We start from the raw sequence: 16,917 nt of genomic DNA on the forward strand, positions 1-16,917 counted from the left end.
AAATGGCCCAGATCGTAGTCAAAAACGTAAAGAAGATGTTTGGGGATTTCACGGCCGTCCGTGAAAGCTCGTTCACGATTGAAGATGGTGAGTTTTTCATGCTGCTTGGGCCGTCAGGTTGCGGCAAGACAACAACCTTGCGGATGATCGCTGGCCTTGAACTTCCAACCTCTGGCGAAATCTATCTGGATGGGGAAGAAATCAGCCAAAAACCCCCGTCAGAACGCGATATCGCTTTTGTTTTTCAGATGTTTGCGCTGTATCCGCACATGAACGTGCGCAAGAACATCAGCTATCCGCTGATTTCACAGGGAATGCCGCGTGCCGCCGTAAAGAACAAGGTCGAAGAGGTCGCTGGAATCCTGGGCATCCGAGACATTCTGGATAGCCCGGTCGGAGGGCTTTCTGGTGGAGACAGACAACGCGTAGCACTTGGGCGCGCAATCGTGCGCGAACCAAAAGCGTTCATGATGGATGAGCCATTAGGTGCCTTGGACGCAGAGTTTCGCGAGCACATGGCCGAAGAATTGCGCGCCCTTCATGATCGCATGGGCGCCACGACCGTGTACGTCACGCACGATCAACTGGAAGCCATGCAAATGGGTGACAAGATCGTTGTGATGAATAATGCGGTGATCGAGCAATTTGGCACGCCTCAGGAAATTTATGACAAGCCAGCGACAATGTTTGTTGCGGGTTTCATCGGGTCGCCATCCATGAACTTCCTGCCATTTCAGAGCAGGTTGGAAGCGGGCTCTGAAATGGTTCGGCTGAACGGCCACGATGAGCAGGTTCCCAAACTACTTGAAGGGGCAGAGGGCGAACTGGTTTTTGGCGCCCGACCAGAACATGTTTTTTTGTCGGACCGCAGTAGTTACCGCGCAAAAGTTGTTGCGGCGGAATATCTGGGTACGACCCAGATCGTAACTTTGCAAAGCCCGAATGGCGAAGTGAAAGCCCGAATTGATGCACGAGAAAATGTAAGGCTTGATGAGCAGGTCGGTCTGGAGTTTCGTTCGTCGGCGATCACTCTTTTCGAGCAATCAACCGGTCGTGCGTTGAAATCCACTCTCAACGAAGAGGTGTTGGGAAATGGCTGAAGTAATTCTGGACAAGATCTCCAAATCCTTTGGCAGCGTGAAGGCGGTCGATGACATTTCGATGGCGATCCCGGATGGAGCGTTTGTTGTTTTACTCGGCCCGACCGGTGCCGGAAAAACGACGACGTTAAGACTGATATCCGGATTGGAAAAACTGGATGCTGGATCAATTCGTATAGGCGGTCGGGACGTCGGGTTTGAAACGCCCGCGCAACGCGACATAGCCATGGTTTTCCAGCAATACTCGCTTTACCCACACATGACTGTTCGTGAAAACCTGTCTTTTCCCTTGCGTTCGCCGATATTGAAAACGCCCGAGGAAGAGATCGAAAGGAAGGTGAACGAAGTCGCGGACATACTTCAAATTCCACATAAACTGGACAACAAAGCGACCGAACTGTCGGGCGGCGAAATGCAACGCGTTTCGATTGGACGGGCGCTGGTCCGTGATCCTCAGATTTTCCTGATGGACGAGCCGCTCAGCTCACTGGACGCCAAGCTGAGGGCAGATCTGCGTATTGAGCTAAAACGTATTCACGCGGATTTGGGTTCTACCCTTCTTTACGTAACGCATGATCAGGTCGAGGCCATGACCATGGCGACCCATATTGGTGTGTTGGAGAACGGTAAGCTGGTTCAATATGGCACGCCCCGCGACATCTATGAAAACCCGGGCAGTGTGTATGTTGCCAGCCGATTGGGCCTGCCCAGAATAAATATTCTTCCATCCGGCCTGTTTGGTGGGGATCATAAAGGTCCTCAGATCGGACTCCGCCCCGAGAACATTGTGGAAGGCGAGGGGGCCGACGTCCGTGTGGTCCGCGCGGAACATCTGGGTGACCAGACGAGGCTGCATCTGGACCTGAACGGTCACCCAGTCGTGACCCTGATAGATGTTCATCAGGATTATCCCGCGGGAAAAGTCATCAAAATTCGACCTCAAAATCCATTGTATTTCGACGCGCTTGGCACGCGTGTGAATTAAGGAGCAAAAGGATGACCCAGTTCCTAAACACAAAAGAAACTCTTGTTACAGACGCTATAGACGGTGTTCTGGCCGCCTCCGGAGGGGCGCTGACACGGTTGGACGGATATCCGCATATCAAAGTCGTGTACCGATCTGACTGGGGCAAGTCGAAAGTTGCCCTTGTTTCCGGTGGTGGGTCCGGCCACGAGCCTGCACATGCCGGGTTTGTTGGCGCAGGTATGCTGACGGCAGCCGTTTGCGGGGAGGTTTTTGCCTCGCCTTCGGTTGAGGCCGTTCTGGCGGGGATCTTGGCGGTGACTGGCGAGGCCGGTTGCCTGCTGATCGTCAAGAACTACACCGGCGACCGGTTAAATTTTGGTCTGGCTGCGGAACGCGCTCGTGCCTTGGGGCGCAAAGTGGAAATGGTGGTTGTTGATGATGACATCGCCCTTCCGGATCTGCCGCAACCTCGAGGCGTGGCGGGAACCTTGTTTGTACACAAGATAGCTGGCGCCCTTGCCGAAAGCGGGGCGGACCTCGATACGGTAAATAAAGCCGCGAAGTACGTTATTGCCAAAGTCGTCAGTATCGGCATGAGCCTTGATACTTGCACTGTCCCCGGGTCGCCCAAGGAAGACAGGATCGCGCCGGGCAAAGCGGAATTGGGATTGGGTATTCACGGTGAACCCGGTGTGGAACAAGTGGATTTTGCCAATGCAGTGACGGCAATGTCGACCGTGGTTGAAAAGCTGCAACAGCAGGTTGGGTCAGGTGCGAGAGTTGCTTTGCTGAACAACCTTGGATCAACGACTCCTCTGGAAATGGCCGTCTTGACACACGCATTAACTGAAACCGGCGTTGCGGGTCATATCATTGGGCCAGCACCCATGATGACCTCATTGGATATGCACGGGTTTTCCGTGTCGATCTTGCCGGTGGGCCCGGATGAGTTATCGTCCCTTGAGGCGCCGGTTGATCTTGCGGCATGGCCAGGTGTCAATTCTATCGAGCAGATAAGAATTGCACCTCTGCCGGACGGTTTGACTCCGATTGATCCAATCCCTTCGCACAACCCAAAAACGAAGGAAACGATCGTTAAATTGGCTGAGCTGTTAATAGGGGCTGAGAAGGGTTTGAACGAGCTGGATGCCAAGTCAGGTGACGGTGACACGGGCAGCACTCTGGCGACTGCGGCCCGGGCATTGCTGGGGCGTTTGAACCGTATGCCACTTGCAGATCTTACGCAGCTTTTTCCTGCTCTTGGTAATGAGCTAAGCCAAACTATGGGGGGATCGTCAGGCGTCATTCTTGCCATCTTCTTCAATGCCGCCGGGGATGCCTGTGCTGGTGGAGTCTCTATACCAAAGTCCCTGATGGAAGGCCTGAAACGCGTGAGCCAAGTTGGTGGGGCCGAAATCGGCGACAGAACAATGATAGATGCGCTTGCCCCAGCGCTTGAGGTGTTGCCAGTCGGAATTGCCCAAGCCGCGAAGGCAGCACGAAAAGGGGCAGACAGTACGGCGCATATTCGCCGTGCGAAAGCAGGTCGTGCAGCCTATGTTCCCGAAGAAAACCTGATTGGGCACAACGACCCTGGTGCTGAAGCCGTCGCTTTGTTGTTTGAAGGATTGGCGCAGGAGATAAAGGGCTGAAAGACTCGTGGAAGACCAAAAGCTGGAATTGGTGAAAAAGCCAACGGTGAATGACATCGCACGTGTCGCGGGCGTAAGCCTGGCGACAGTGGACCGTGTCCTGAACAGACGTCCCGGCGTCAGGGCGGTGACCGTTCAAAAAGTGCAAAACGCGATTGATGAGTTGGGTTACATTCGTGACACTGCTGCAGCGAACCTTGCGCGCAACCGTGTCTACAACTTTTTGTTTGTTCTGCCAGATACCGACAACGAGTTTGTCGAGGCATTGAGTACCCAGATCATTGAACAATCGCGGGATCAGTTCATCGAACGAACGCGCATGACAATTAAAAAGGTCCCGCCCTTCGATCCTCAGGGCATTGTGGAGTTTTTGGATGCAATCAATTCGCGCGACGTGGACGGCGTCGCAGTTTTTGGTCCGGAAACGCCATCTGTCCGCGACGCGGTAAAGCGGGTTAGAGACAAGGGCATTCCAGTCGTCGCGCTGGTGTCTGATCTTCCAAGTTCGGACAGAGATCACTTTGTTGGCGTTGATAACGTATCTGCCGGTCGCACCGCCGCCCAGCTTATGGGGCGGTTTGCTCATCGCGGGGGGAAAGTTCTGGTCCTGACCGGCTCGCGGTTGGCACGGGATCATCTGGAGCGTCGCCAAGGCTTTGATCTGGTTGTCGCGGAAGAGTTTCCACACCTCGAAGTCGTGGCGTCCGTTGAGGGTCGGGATGACCCGGAACTGATTTACAATATGATGCCGGAGATTTTTGAAACTTATCCGGATTTGGTCGGGATATATTCGTCAGCCGCCGGCAATGCGGGTCTGGTCCAGTTCCTGTCCGAAAGCAAGGTTGTCAAGGATCTGGTCATAATCGCCCATGAGCTTACGCCGCTTAGTCGCGAAGCACTTAGCCGCGGTACCTTCGATGCTTTGATCTCACAAGACACCGGGCACATTGTGCGATCCGCAGTGCGTTTGCTGCGTGCAACATCCGATACGGTGCCGTTCAACAAAGCTCAGGAACGCATTCGCATCGACATCTATCTCAAGGAAAATTTGCCGCTATAGACGCCAAAATATTGGGGAGGAAAGAAAGATGAAAACGATAAAAGGGCCGGCTCTGTTTCTGGCGCAGTTTGCGGGTGATGAACCCCCCTTCAACTCCTGGGATGCGATTACGCGTTGGGCGGCAGATTGCGGATACAAGGGCGTTCAGGTTCCCACTTGGGATGGTCGGTTGTTCGATCTGGAAACTGCCGCATCCAGCGTTGGTTATTGTGATGAGTTCAAAGGAAAAGCCAGAGAGAATGGTGTCGAGGTCACCGAGCTGTCAACTCACTTGCAGGGGCAACTGGTTGCCGTTCATCCGGCATACGACACAGCATTTGATGGGTTCGCAGCGCAAAGCGTTCGGGGAAATCCGAAAGCCCGGCAAGAATGGGCCGTGGATCAGGTCAAAAAAGCCCTTTCAGCCTCCAGGAACCTGGGGATTTCCGCGCATGCGACGTTCTCGGGGGCGTTGGCGTGGCCATACGTGTATCCTTGGCCGCAACGACCAGCTGGCCTGATAGAAACAGCTTTTGACGAGCTTGCGCGGCGTTGGGTACCAATCCTGGATCACGCGGAAGAGTGCGGCGTAGATGTCTGCTATGAGATCCACCCGGGTGAGGATCTGCATGACGGCGTAACTTATGAGATGTTCCTTGAACGGACTGGCAATCACGCACGGGCTTGCATGTTGTACGACCCATCGCACTACGTTTTGCAATGCCTTGATTACCTGGACAATATCGACATCTACAAGGATCGAATCCGGATGTTCCACGTCAAAGATGCCGAGTTTAATCCAACCGGTCGTCAGGGTGTGTATTCCGGGTATCAAAGCTGGGTAGACCGGGCAGGGCGATTCCGATCCCTTGGTGATGGGCAGGTGGATTTTGGAGCCGTCTTTTCCAAAATGGCGGCCATTGATTTTGACGGCTGGGCCGTGGTCGAGTGGGAATGTTGCCTGAAACACCCCGAGGATGGTGCGCGAGAAGGGGCGCAGTTTGTTTCGGACCACATCATTCGTGTGACGGAAAGAGCCTTTGATGATTTCGCGGATGGCGGAGCAGACGAAGCTGCAAATCGCAAAATGCTGGGGATTGAGTGATGGTAAGTGGACGCAACGAGGAAACTTCGGAACGCATTCGCCTCGGTATGGTTGGCGGCGGCAATGACGCCTTCATAGGGGGCGTACATCGCATTGCGGCGCGTCTTGATGACAAGTTCGAACTTGTCGCCGGGGCCTTGTCCTCAACGCCAGAGAAATCCCGGGAAAGCGGTAAGGCGCTGGGCCTCACGCGCGTTTATGACGACTTCAAGCAGATGGCTATGCGCGAAGCGCGATTGAAATCAGGGATCGAAGCCGTTTCCATCGTTACACCCAATCACGTTCATTATGCTGCGGCACGTGAGTTCCTTAAGCGTGGTATCCACGTCATTTGCGACAAGCCCCTGACATCTACTCTTGGAGATGCAAAGAAACTGGTCAAAGCGGCTGAAAGTTCCGACGCTTTGTTCATTCTGACGCATAACTACACGGGCTATCCGATGGTTCGGCAAGCGCGGGACATGATTGCTGATGGTGCTATTGGAAAGATCCGAGTGGTTCAAGTTGAGTATCCACAGGATTGGTTGGTTGAACACCAAGACTTTAAACAGGCGGAATGGCGAACTGATCCTGAACGCTCTGGTGCGGGCGGCTCGACCGGGGACATAGGAACACACGCATACAACATTGCCTGCTTTGTGACGCAACTAGAGGCCGAAAGTCTTGCCGCTGATCTGCAGGCTTTTGTGCCCGGGCGTAAGGTTGACGACAACGCGCATGTCCTGCTTCGGTTCAAGGGTGGAGCCCGCGGAATGCTATGGTCATCGCAAGTGGCACCCGGAAACGAAAATGCTCTGCGTTTGCGCGTCTATGGTGAAAAAGGAGGGTTGGAGTGGGCCCAAGAGGACCCCAATCACCTATGGTTTACGCCATATGGCGAGCCGAAGCGCTTGATAACGCGCAACGGTTCTGGGGCAGGGGAGGCCGCCAACCGCCTAAGTCGGGTACCTCCGGGGCACCCCGAGGGATATCTGGAGGGATTTGCCAATATATATGGCGAAGCTGCCGAGGCGATTTATGCGCATAGAAAAGGTATCAAGCCCGACGCTTCGGTTGTTTTTCCAACGGTTCAAGATGGTCTCAACGGCGTGAAATTCGTAGCGGCCTGTGTGCAAAGCTCGGCCCGAAATTCTGCATGGGTTAAGCTCGAATAGGACAGTTGGCAAAGGTTGGACTGACCTACAGCCCGGACGTGTATCAGGGTGTCGTCGGATGGAAATGATCTAAAAAATAACAGTGAATACACCATTGCAGGTAGCATTTTCGGCAATGTGTGTTGAGGAGGAATTTCGAGTGTATCTCGGTTTGGATTTGGGGACATCAGGTCTTCGTGGGATTCTAGTAGATGATGAATGGCAGATCGTTGCCGAGGCAGAAGCAGGCATCGAAACGTCTACGAAAAAGCCGGGTTGGTCGGAACAATCACCGGAAGATTGGATTGATGCCTGCAAGCATGTTGTTACGAAACTGCGTGAAGCGAACAAACTGGCGTTCTCCGCAGTGCGGGGTATCGGGCTAAGTGGTCACATGCACGGTGCGACTTTGCTGGGTTCGGACGGCAAGGTGCTCAGGCCATGCATCTTATGGAACGACACAAGGTCTGCGCACGAGGCGGCGACCCTCGACCAGATACCAGAAATGCGGGCAATCACAGGGAACATTGTTTTCCCCGGATTTACGGCCCCCAAACTGGAATGGGTGCGTGCGCATGAGCCAGACGTGTTTGCGCAAGTTACTAAGGTTTTGCTTCCAAAAGACTATCTGCGCTTTTGGTTGACCGGTGAGTATGTCAGTGAGATGTCCGACAGCGCAGGAACTTCGTGGTTGGACGTCGGAGGGCGTCATTGGTCGCCGAAAGCGCTCGACTTAAGTCATATGAGCGTGGACCAGATGCCGCGGTTGGTGGAAGGCAGCGCGCCCGGGGGCGAGCTCAAGTCCAAACTGGTGCAAGATTGGGGGTTGTCCGGGCCAGTCTTGGTTGCAGGCGGTGCAGGTGACAATGCCGCGGCAGCCTGCGGCATTGGAAGCATCAGTGAGGGGACAGGGTTTCTGTCTTTGGGCACCTCAGGAGTCCTGCTTGTTGCGAAAGACAGCTATGCCCCTGCTCCTGAAACTGCGGTACATTGTTTTTGCCACGCCATCCCAGAGCGATGGATACAAATGGGTGTCATCCTTTCGGCAACAAACAGTATGAACTGGCTTTCCCGCAATCTTGGTCAGCCGGTTGGATCTTTGGCTCAGGCCTTGCCAGACACTTTGGACGGACCTTCGGCGATTACGTTCCTGCCTTATCTGTCTGGCGAACGGACACCGCATAATGATAGCGATATTCGTGGTGCGTTCCTTGGGCTTGATGTGTCTTCTGAGCCGGTCGATCTTACGAAATCCGTGATGGAAGGTGTCGCATTTGCCATGAGGGATTGTCTGGAGGCGCTCAAGAGCACGGGAACACAAGCTAGCAGCTTGCTAGCCGTAGGCGGGGGGGCGAGATCCCGATACTGGCTAGAGGCTCTCGCGACCGTGCTAAAGGTTCCGCTTGCTTTGCCTGAAGGCAGTGAATTCGGGGCCGCGATTGGGGCTGCCCGTCTGGCTGCGTGTGCAGTGAGCGGAGCAAGTCCAAACGACGTCATGACGCCCCCCGAAATTGCCGAGATTATTGAGCCGCGCGCAGACCTGCTGGATGTCTACGAAAAGGAATACCAACGTTACAGACAATACTATGCGGCTTTGTCACCATTGGCTGCACGATGAACTCGCGTCAGGACAAAGACGCCCATATTGAGAGAGCCGTTCTTAACGATGGTGGCATGAAGGTTTCCCTGTTGAATTATGGGGCGATCACCCAAGGGTGGTGGATCAATGATACCCCGTTGATTTTGGGCTATGATAAGCCGCAGGACTATTTGACGGATCCATTTTATTTGGGTGCGATTGTCGGACGAGTTGCCAATCGCATGGGTGGCGCGCAATTCAAACTGGGCGACGTTCAGTATGCGTTAAGCGCGAATGAAGGATCAAACACACTCCATGGCGGAGTGGCAGGTTTGTCCCGCCAACATTGGAGCCTTGAACAAATTTCTTCGGTTGAAGCCGTCTTAAATTACACTTCACCTGACGGTGAGAACGGATTTCCGGGAGAAGTCAGGTTTGAGGTTCGCGTATACCTAAGTTTCCCGCGTCTTACGTATTCAATTTCTGCGCAGGTGGATCGGCCGACGCCTATCAGTGTTGCACAGCACAATTACTATTCGTTGGGAAGCGACCGAAATGTTTCCGACAACTGTCTGAAACTGGCTTCAAATGGGTTTCTCGATATCGATAATCAGGGAATCCCCTCTGGGCTGGTTCGAGGGGTGCGAGAAAACGGGCTGGACTTTATTTCATCAAAACCGATCGGTGACACCGCAATGGACATAGATCACTATTTTGTTTTTGCTCCAAATAGGGACCATCAGCGCCCGGTGGCGGAGGTCGGAGCGCCTTCGGGTTTCAAACTAAGTGTTTACTCCGACCAGCCGGGGGCGCAGGTTTATACCGCCGCTCACTTGTCCGATCCTTTCCAAAGTGGCGCAGGGTTGTGTATCGAGCCGTCAGGATATCCCAATGCCCCCAACATTTCCTCTTTTCCGGCGATCATTTGCTCGCCGGACAATCCGTATCATCAAACCCTTATCTTGGAAATTTCTGGGGGTCATGCGTGAAGCGTAATTTATCAGCGGCCGCTTTCGGTGTTTGGTTTGCATTCAACGCTGCTAGCGCACAAGAGCTTGGACCGCGACCAGAGTTTGTCGAACCAGACATTGAAAAAGCCCAGTTGGGGCAGCTGTTGTTCTATGATCCGATCCTGTCCGGAAACAGGAATACCAGCTGTGCCACATGTCATCATCCAAATCTGGGCACTTCGGATGGTCTGTCACTTGGGATCGGTGAAGGTGGGATTGGGCTGGGAACAGAGCGCAGGATCGATTCGAACAACCGGCCGGAACAGCGCATTCCGCGTAATTCCCCAGGACTTTGGAACCTTGGGGCAAAAGAATTCACCACGTTCTTTCATGACGGCAGGCTTGAAACTGATCCTGATCAGCCAAATGGCATCAGAACGCCCTTGGGCACTCATATGAGATCAGGTTTCCAGTCAGCCTTGGCAGCACAGGCGATGTTTCCCGTGTTGTCGCCCGATGAAATGGCCGGCCACTATTCTGAAAATGACGTGAGCAAGGCAGTCCGTCTTGGACTTCTAACTCAGGACGGGGGCGCTTGGGACCTGATTGCCGCCCGTGTCGCGGCAATTCCGGAATATGAACAACGCTTCGAAGATGTCATGCCTGATCCGGAGATTACCTTCACGGCGATCGCAAATGTAATTGCCGACTTCATTGCCTTCGAATGGCGGGCTGACAACAGTCCGTTCGACCGGGCGATGCAAGGCAACGAAGAGCTATCCGACGAGGCACAGCGCGGTATGCAGCTTTTCTACGGTAAGGCTGCATGCAGCAGCTGTCATTCGGGTTGGTTGCAAACGGACCATGCGTTTCATTCAATCGCAATGCCACAGATTGGACCCGGAAAAGCGGCGCGATTTGAAAACCATGTTCGGGATGACGGACGCCTACGTGTCACCGGCAATACAAGTGATGCCTTTGCGTTTAGGACACCTTCGTTGCGAAACGTGACGCTGACGGCGCCATACGGTCACAACGGCGCCTTCGCGAAACTTGAGGATGTGATAAGACATCATCTCGATCCGGTGAGATCACTCAACGCATATTCGATGGAATTGGCGGTATTACCTGATTTTCAGGGTGCAGAAGATCAGTTGCCTCTGCTTGATACAGGAAACATGCAGGCAATTGCCGAGGCCAACGCCTTAAACCCCACAAGCCTGACAGACCAAGACATAAGCGCGATACTGAGTTTTTTGAGCAGTCTTGAAGATCCCGCCGTTCGATTGGGTGTTCCAAAGGAAGTTCCAAGTGGGCTGGTGGTCGATCAGTGACTAACGTTGAATGCGGACGATTTGGCCGGGGCTGACATCCTGCCATTCAGTTACGTCGCCGTTGGGCCAAACCATCCGCAACTCAACAAGATCGGCATCCCCCAGGCCAAAGTGATGAAGCCCCGCAATGCCGCTGGCATGCCCGCCGCCAATTGTGATTTCGCGGGTTTGTACCCCGAGCTCGGTTCTGACCTCGATAAAACCACCAACAGCTAAACGATTGGCTTGTTTTTGGGCGACATCCACCAAAAGCCAGTTCCCAATCTGGGACTGATTTTGATATACCTCCAAGTCTTCGCCACGGTTGACGACCACCAGATCCAGCAATCCGTCGTTGTTGAGATCCGACAAACCAGCACCACGAGATTTTGCCATCGAGGCGACGCCAGCCTTGGCTGAGGCCTCGACAAACTGGCCGTCCTCTTGCTGCAACAGCATGTTGTTGGGGTCACTCAGCGCTGCGTCGGGCATCTGCTCTACATTTCCTTTGGCGACAAAGATATCGTCCAGCCCGTCGTTGTTTACGTCACCAAATTGGGCATGCCAGCCAGTCGATGGCCGACCATCATCCCCCAGATGGGGTCTATGGGCTGTCGTACCCTTGCCATAGGTCGCATCGCGCCAAGTAGGGCCCTTGGCCTCAGGATCAAAAACCTGAAACTTCTGGTCGCCCATGGACGTCAGGTAGATGTCCGCAAAACCGTCACCCGTCAGATCTCGCGAGGCGATCCCCATTCCCCAGATAGAGTAGGGCAACCAACCATCGTCCTGCGAATACAGACGTGGCTGGGGTTCCATCGCCCATAATTGCTCTTGTCCGTTTCGCACATAGTAATGCCGGTCGTTGCTGACGCGCAGATCTGCACGCCCGGTTCGCGCCCAGTCTGAAAATAGCACGGACAGAGAGCAGTGGCCGGGCTCAAGGTGCTCGGGCTCTCGATATGTCTTCCCTTCGGGTCGATAGAGAACCGTTGGTCCGCATGTCTCAAAAGGGCCCTCGGGATTGAACCTGTCCACATAGGTGCCGAACGCCAATGTGGGCAGGGATTGATCCGCCTCCCAGGTCGCTGAAAAGCCAGTTGTCCAATGATCTTCGGACTGAAATCCAAAGCTGTCGAAAGGGTTGAATGTGCAATCTGGCCCGCCTTTGAGAATGACGTCGGTTCCGACACGTAAAACGGCCAGATCCAGAACACCGTCGCTATCAACATCCAGAGGGTAAGCCCCGGTCACGCCAGTTAGCGACAATTGGTCAGGAGTATCTGCGCGAAACGAGATGTCGTCCTGCGATGTGTTTCTGTACAGTTTGGCGGGATTGGAACCACCCGCAACAAAAAACTCGGGCAGATCATCTCCGTCGCAATCAAACACGGCCACTCCGCCGCCCACGAAATGTTCCCAACCTCCGTCATAAACATGTTTCGCAACGTCGATCTTTCCAAATCGTGGAACTTCGGTTTCCCCGCTGGCCGCCGTTGCGAAGACAATCAGGATAGTGAGTTCAAGACGCATGCGCCGCCAGTTCCTTTACTTTGAGGATTGAGACCTGCTCGATCCCATAAGCCGCCGCGCCTTTGGCCCACATCAGATCGCCCCAGTGATTGACTTTGATTTCCGGTAGCGGAGCATCGACATTCACAACGCCGCTTTGAAGGCGGTTCATCACCTCCTCGGAGCAAAGGTGCTCAAAGCTCATCTGAGCCCCGGACAGGATAATGCACTCGGGGTCAAACAGGTTGACCAGATTGGACAATCCCAGACCAAACATCTGGCCCGCGCGCTCAAGAACTGAAATCGCCCTTTGATCTCCTGATCTGGCGCTGTCCCGGATATCTGCAACTGTTTCTGTGCCTTTGCCTTGACCGGCAACGGTCACTTCACGGATGAGCGCATAGTCACCGACATACGCTTCAAGACATCCACGTTGTCCGCATTGGCACAAGGCACCATCAAGTTGAACTTTGATGTGTCCGAACTCTGCCCCACAGCCTCTTTCTCCTCGGTAGAGCTTGCCGTCCAACACGATACCAAGACCCAAGCCATGTTCGATCGTGACCACCAGGAAATTCCGCAAACCTTTGCCCAGCCCAAAGTGCTGTTCTGCCTTTGCAACGAGGTTCGTGTCATTTTCTATAAACGCGGGGAAGGGAAGCTCTGCCTCCAATAACCGACTTAAGTCAACGTTCCGCTCTGTAAGCGATGACGACCAATGCACAAAGTTTTTGTCGGCTTCGACAAGGCCCGCAATTCCGATGGAAACGCCGGATAGATGCCGGAGTGACCCATCCATCAACGCGCATGCCTCCTCCAGCGCAGTGCGAATGGCACTCACGAAAGCGCTTGGGGTCATTCGGGCGTGATCAAGGGGGTGATTGTGCGATGCGACTTCATTGCCTTCAAAATCAACGATGATGACTGAGATCACGTGACGCGCGATCTTGAGCCCGGCAACAATAAAAGAACTGCCATCCAGTTGGAGCGAGACCCTGGGCCGCCCTCTCTTTGCAGTCTTGGATTGTGGTTCACCTTCGATCTCTTTGATCAGGCCAGCGGATATAAGGTCGGCGGTTGCGGCAGTAATCGTCGCGGGGCTGGTTTGTAACGCGCTGGCGATATCAATTCGGGAGATCGCCCCCTTTGCTCGAATGTGCTCCAGAACGCGCAGACGGGTCAGATTTCTTTGGTCCATCGAATTTGGAGAAGCGCTGCTTTTCAGCATGGTGTCCTCGCGAATCTAGTTGCCGCTTCAATCTATTTGGAATTTGGGGCTTCTAATAGACTAAATATTTTACCGGCTGAAATAAATATGATATTCAAAGTTGTGAGAGTCACGAATCAAGAAGCGATGACTCAGCAAATGGGAGAAAATCATGAACCGAATTCTCAGCTTCTCAGCTGTAGTTGCACTGTTGGGTACTACTGCGTTCGCGGAACCAGTTGTTGGCGTTAGCTGGTCCAACTTTCAGGAAGAACGTTGGAAAACAGACGAGGCTGCGATCAAATCCGCGCTTGAAGCCGGTGGCGCCGAATACCTTTCGGCGGATGCGCAATCGTCTTCCGCAAAACAGCTGTCAGATGTCGAAAGCCTGATCGCGCAGGGTGTCGATGCCCTGATTATTCTGGCGCAAGATGCTCAGGCCATTGGACCAGCGGTTCAGGCGGCAGCTGATGAAGGTATTCCTGTAATCGCGTACGACCGTCTCATCGAAGACGACCGTGCCTTTTACCTGACCTTTGACAATGTCGAAGTTGGACGGATGCAGGCACGCGCGGTTTTTGACGCTATGCCCAAAGGCAACTACGTGATGATCAAAGGCTCGCCCACCGATCCGAACGCGGATTTCCTGAGGGGTGGTCAGCAAGAGATCATTCAAGCCTCGGTCGAGAGCGGAGACATCGTTATCGTCGGTGAGGCGTATACCGATGGCTGGCTTCCAGCCAACGCGCAGCGAAACATGGAGCAACTCCTGACCGCGAATGAGAACAACGTTGACGCGGTCGTCGCATCAAATGACGGAACCGCCGGCGGCGTCGTTGCGGCACTTACAGCACAGGGCATGGAAGGTATTCCAGTCTCGGGGCAGGATGGCGATCATGCTGCTTTAAACCGGGTTGCGCTGGGCACTCAGACCGTTTCGGTTTGGAAGGATGCCCGCGAGCTTGGTAAAGCAGCCGGTGAAATCGCAGTCGCACTGAGCAGCGGAACAAGCTCGGCCGACGTCGAAGGCGCGGTAAGCTGGACATCACCGGGTGGCACAGAGATGAGCTCGGTCTTCCTGGCGCCGATTCCGATCACCAAGGACAACCTGTCGGTTGTTGTCGATGCCGGTTGGATCCCGTTGGAGGATCTGTGTCAGGGCGTTGAAAACGGCCCTGCACCTTGTAACTAAACCCACAGTCCCTGGCCTACACTGTTGGGCCGGGGACCATTGCTGAATATGAAAGATCGGATATGACCGAAACTTCGTCTCAGCCGGTACCTCAGAAAGCTAAGCCCAGCCTGTTCCAGCAGTTGGAACTGGACATGCGGCTTTTGGGAATGATCGGCGCATTTATCATCCTTTGTATCGGGTTCAACATCTTCACCGATGGGCGGTTCTTGACGCCTCGAAACCTGTTCAACCTGTCGATACAGACGGTGTCCGTCGCCATCATGGCCTGTGGAATGGTCTTCATTATTGTCACACGCCACATCGATCTTTCCGTTGGCGCATTGTTGGCAACAGCATCAGCAGTGATGGCGGTAACGCAAACCGAGTTGCTGCCGCATATTCTGGGGATGGGTCTGGGCAACCCGGCGACGTGGGCGATCACGATTGTGGTCGGTCTTCTGGTCGGAACGCTGATCGGGGCGTTTCATGGTTGGATGGTTGGATATCTGACAATTCCCGCCTTCATTGTGACGCTTGGTGGATTTTTAGTCTGGCGAAACGTAGCGTGGTATTTGACCAGGGGACAAACGATTGGACCTTTGGACAGCACATTCCTGATGTTCGGTGGGACAAACGGTACGTTAGGAACAACGACAAGCTGGATGTTTGGTCTGTTCGCCACGGCAATCGCGATCTGGGCGCTCTGGGGCGGCAGACGAGCGAAGGCCGCCCATGGTTTCCCAGTCAAACCTGTATGGGCTGAGACCACTTTGGCTGGCATTATTGCGGTCGCGATACTCGGATATGTGTACGTCGTAAACAGCTACGCTATTCCGACCCGCAGGCTGCAACGGATGTTTGAAGCCCGTGGCGAAACGATGCCGGAAGGCCTGGTTGTTGGGTACGGCATTCCGATTTCGGTTCTTATTCTGATTATCGTTGCCGTCAGCCTGACTATTGTGGCGCGCAAAACCCGGTTTGGCCGGTATATCTTTGCCACTGGTGGAAATCCGGATGCGGCTGAGCTGTCCGGAATCAATACGCGACTGCTGACGGTAAAAATTTTCGCACTGATGGGTTTTCTCTGTGCCGTTTCGGCTGTGGTCGCTTCGGCGCGATTGGCCAACCACTCCAACGATATCGGTACACTGGATGAACTACGGGTGATCGCAGCTGCTGTCATCGGAGGAACTGCACTGTCGGGCGGGATAGGGACCATCTATGGCGCGATACTCGGTGCGTTGATCATGCAGGCGCTTCAGTCCGGTATGGCGATGGTCGGCGTAGATGCACCGTTCCAGAACATCGTTGTCGGCGGCGTACTGGTCTTGGCCGTCTATATCGACATCGTCTATCGCAAGCGATTGGGGGCAAAGTAATGCAAGCTCAGGAAACGCAGAAAACGCCTCTGAGTTCGGGTCGCGGTTCGGGAGCGGCGCCATTGGTTGAAATGCGTGACATTTCGATTTCCTTCGGCGGGGTCAAGGCGGTGGACCATGTGTCGGTTGATCTCTACCCGGGCGAGGTTGTCGGCCTGCTGGGGCACAACGGGGCAGGGAAGTCTACTTTGATCAAGGTTCTGTCTGGTGCCTATCAGATGGACCATGGAGAGATCCTGATCGATGGGAAATCGGTTGAGATCAACAATCCACGGGATGCGCGCGCAAACAACATCGAGACAATCTATCAAACGCTCGCTTTGGCCGACAATCTGGATGCGACTTCAAACCTTTTCCTTGGCCGGGAAATGATAACGTCTTTTGGGCTGGTCAACGATGCAGCCATGGAGGCCGAGTGCCGAAAGATCATGGCACAGCTGAACCCGAACTTTCAGAAATTCAACGACCCTGTTTCTGCACTGTCTGGTGGTCAGCGGCAGTCTGTGGCCATCGCGCGCGCGGTCTATTTCAACGCCCGCATTTTGATCATGGATGAGCCCACCGCGGCGCTGGGTCCGCATGAGACACAAATGGTCGCAGAGCTAATCCATCAACTAAAGGCGCAGGGCATCGGGATTTTCCTGATCGATCATGATGTCCACGCTGTCATGGACTTGTGCGATCGCGCGTCCGTCATGAAGAACGGGCAATTGGTCGGAACGGTGGATATCCCCGATGTGACCGACGACGATCTTTTGTCGATGATTATTCTGGGTAAGAAACCCGGGCAAAAAACGGAATAAGGTA

14 protein-coding genes are annotated in these 16,917 nt (G+C 54.1%); 12 read left to right on the forward strand and 2 right to left on the reverse strand.

Translation table 11 applies throughout. From position 1 onward, the window contains the following. The first annotated feature begins 2 nt into the window (after window positions 1-2). The 9 genes from HW561_RS02725 to HW561_RS02765 all read left to right on the forward strand — a co-directional run bounded on the left by HW561_RS02725 (window position 3) and on the right by HW561_RS02765 (window position 10,859). Window positions 3-1,100: an ABC transporter ATP-binding protein gene (locus HW561_RS02725; protein WP_176861680.1), complete on the forward strand. Its 1,098-nt coding sequence runs from the start codon at window positions 3-5 to the stop codon at window positions 1,098-1,100. Next, complete coding sequence (locus HW561_RS02730; RefSeq protein ID WP_176861681.1) at window positions 1,093-2,085, forward strand: ABC transporter ATP-binding protein; 993 nt, start codon at window positions 1,093-1,095, stop codon at window positions 2,083-2,085. The genes HW561_RS02725 and HW561_RS02730 overlap by 8 nt, the downstream gene beginning before the upstream one ends. Before the next feature lie 11 nt (window positions 2,086-2,096). Then, window positions 2,097-3,719, forward strand: a complete 1,623-nt coding sequence (locus HW561_RS02735; RefSeq protein ID WP_176861682.1) for a dihydroxyacetone kinase subunit DhaK — start codon at window positions 2,097-2,099, stop codon at window positions 3,717-3,719. A 7-nt stretch (window positions 3,720-3,726) separates the two neighbouring features. Next, window positions 3,727-4,779 carry a LacI family DNA-binding transcriptional regulator gene (locus HW561_RS02740; RefSeq protein ID WP_176861683.1) on the forward strand — a complete coding sequence of 351 codons (1,053 nt, stop codon included), beginning with the start codon at window positions 3,727-3,729 and terminating at the stop codon, window positions 4,777-4,779. 28 nt (window positions 4,780-4,807) lie between these two features. Then, the gene (locus HW561_RS02745; RefSeq protein WP_176861684.1) at window positions 4,808-5,863 is read left to right on the forward strand and encodes a sugar phosphate isomerase/epimerase family protein; all 1,056 of its coding nucleotides are present in this window, start codon (window positions 4,808-4,810) and stop codon (window positions 5,861-5,863) included. After that, the gene (locus HW561_RS02750) at window positions 5,863-7,017 is read left to right on the forward strand and encodes a Gfo/Idh/MocA family protein (RefSeq protein ID WP_211198490.1); all 1,155 of its coding nucleotides are present in this window, start codon (window positions 5,863-5,865) and stop codon (window positions 7,015-7,017) included. Before HW561_RS02745 ends, HW561_RS02750 begins: the two co-directional genes overlap by 1 nt. A 139-nt stretch (window positions 7,018-7,156) precedes the next feature. Next, complete coding sequence (xylB, locus tag HW561_RS02755) at window positions 7,157-8,614, forward strand: xylulokinase (RefSeq protein WP_176861686.1); 1,458 nt, start codon at window positions 7,157-7,159, stop codon at window positions 8,612-8,614. Beyond that, entirely contained in the window at window positions 8,611-9,564 is a 954-nt protein-coding gene (locus HW561_RS02760; RefSeq protein WP_268952713.1) for an aldose epimerase family protein, read from the forward strand. The genes xylB and HW561_RS02760 overlap by 4 nt, the downstream gene beginning before the upstream one ends. Then, window positions 9,561-10,859, forward strand: a complete 1,299-nt coding sequence (locus HW561_RS02765; protein WP_176861688.1) for a cytochrome-c peroxidase — start codon at window positions 9,561-9,563, stop codon at window positions 10,857-10,859. The genes HW561_RS02760 and HW561_RS02765 overlap by 4 nt, the downstream gene beginning before the upstream one ends. Here HW561_RS02765 and HW561_RS02770 read toward each other — a convergent pair whose 3' ends face one another. Both HW561_RS02770 and HW561_RS02775 read right to left on the reverse strand, forming a co-directional pair. After that, complete coding sequence (locus HW561_RS02770; protein WP_176861689.1) at window positions 10,860-12,371, reverse strand: CRTAC1 family protein; 1,512 nt, start codon at window positions 12,369-12,371, stop codon at window positions 10,860-10,862. After that, complete coding sequence (locus HW561_RS02775; RefSeq protein ID WP_176861690.1) at window positions 12,361-13,578, reverse strand: ROK family transcriptional regulator; 1,218 nt, start codon at window positions 13,576-13,578, stop codon at window positions 12,361-12,363. Before HW561_RS02775 ends, HW561_RS02770 begins: the two co-directional genes overlap by 11 nt. A gap of 151 nt (window positions 13,579-13,729) precedes the next feature. Between HW561_RS02775 and xylF the strand changes: the two genes are divergently transcribed. The 3 genes from xylF to HW561_RS02790 all read left to right on the forward strand — a co-directional run bounded on the left by xylF (window position 13,730) and on the right by HW561_RS02790 (window position 16,913). Next, window positions 13,730-14,749 (forward strand): D-xylose ABC transporter substrate-binding protein, encoded by a 1,020-nt coding sequence (xylF, locus tag HW561_RS02780; protein WP_176861691.1) that lies wholly within the window; start codon window positions 13,730-13,732, stop codon window positions 14,747-14,749. Between the two features lie 62 nt (window positions 14,750-14,811). After that, window positions 14,812-16,110: a sugar ABC transporter permease gene (locus HW561_RS02785; RefSeq protein ID WP_176861692.1), complete on the forward strand. Its 1,299-nt coding sequence runs from the start codon at window positions 14,812-14,814 to the stop codon at window positions 16,108-16,110. Beyond that, window positions 16,110-16,913, forward strand: coding sequence for an ATP-binding cassette domain-containing protein (locus HW561_RS02790; RefSeq protein ID WP_176861693.1), 804 nt, complete (start codon window positions 16,110-16,112; stop codon window positions 16,911-16,913). Before HW561_RS02785 ends, HW561_RS02790 begins: the two co-directional genes overlap by 1 nt. The last annotated feature ends 4 nt before the right edge of the window (window positions 16,914-16,917 follow it).

The sequence above is a fragment of the Ruegeria haliotis genome (assembly GCF_013377785.1).
GTDB lineage: Bacteria > Pseudomonadota > Alphaproteobacteria > Rhodobacterales > Rhodobacteraceae > Ruegeria > Ruegeria haliotis.

Coding starts and splice junctions, on each gene's coding strand:
- HW561_RS02745 (WP_176861684.1), top strand. CDS start 4,808: ATGAAAACGATAAAAGGGCCGGCTCTGTTTCTGGCGCAGTTTGCGGGT.
- HW561_RS02760 (WP_268952713.1), top strand. CDS start 8,611: ATGAACTCGCGTCAGGACAAAGACGCCCATATTGAGAGAGCCGTTCTT.
- HW561_RS02750 (WP_211198490.1), top strand. CDS start 5,863: ATGGTAAGTGGACGCAACGAGGAAACTTCGGAACGCATTCGCCTCGGT.
- HW561_RS02735 (WP_176861682.1), top strand. CDS start 2,097: ATGACCCAGTTCCTAAACACAAAAGAAACTCTTGTTACAGACGCTATA.
- HW561_RS02770 (WP_176861689.1), bottom strand. CDS start 12,371: ATGCGTCTTGAACTCACTATCCTGATTGTCTTCGCAACGGCGGCCAGC.
- HW561_RS02790 (WP_176861693.1), top strand. CDS start 16,110: ATGCAAGCTCAGGAAACGCAGAAAACGCCTCTGAGTTCGGGTCGCGGT.
- HW561_RS02775 (WP_176861690.1), bottom strand. CDS start 13,578: ATGCTGAAAAGCAGCGCTTCTCCAAATTCGATGGACCAAAGAAATCTG.
- HW561_RS02725 (WP_176861680.1), top strand. CDS start 3: ATGGCCCAGATCGTAGTCAAAAACGTAAAGAAGATGTTTGGGGATTTC.
- HW561_RS02730 (WP_176861681.1), top strand. CDS start 1,093: ATGGCTGAAGTAATTCTGGACAAGATCTCCAAATCCTTTGGCAGCGTG.
- xylF (WP_176861691.1), top strand. CDS start 13,730: ATGAACCGAATTCTCAGCTTCTCAGCTGTAGTTGCACTGTTGGGTACT.
- HW561_RS02785 (WP_176861692.1), top strand. CDS start 14,812: ATGACCGAAACTTCGTCTCAGCCGGTACCTCAGAAAGCTAAGCCCAGC.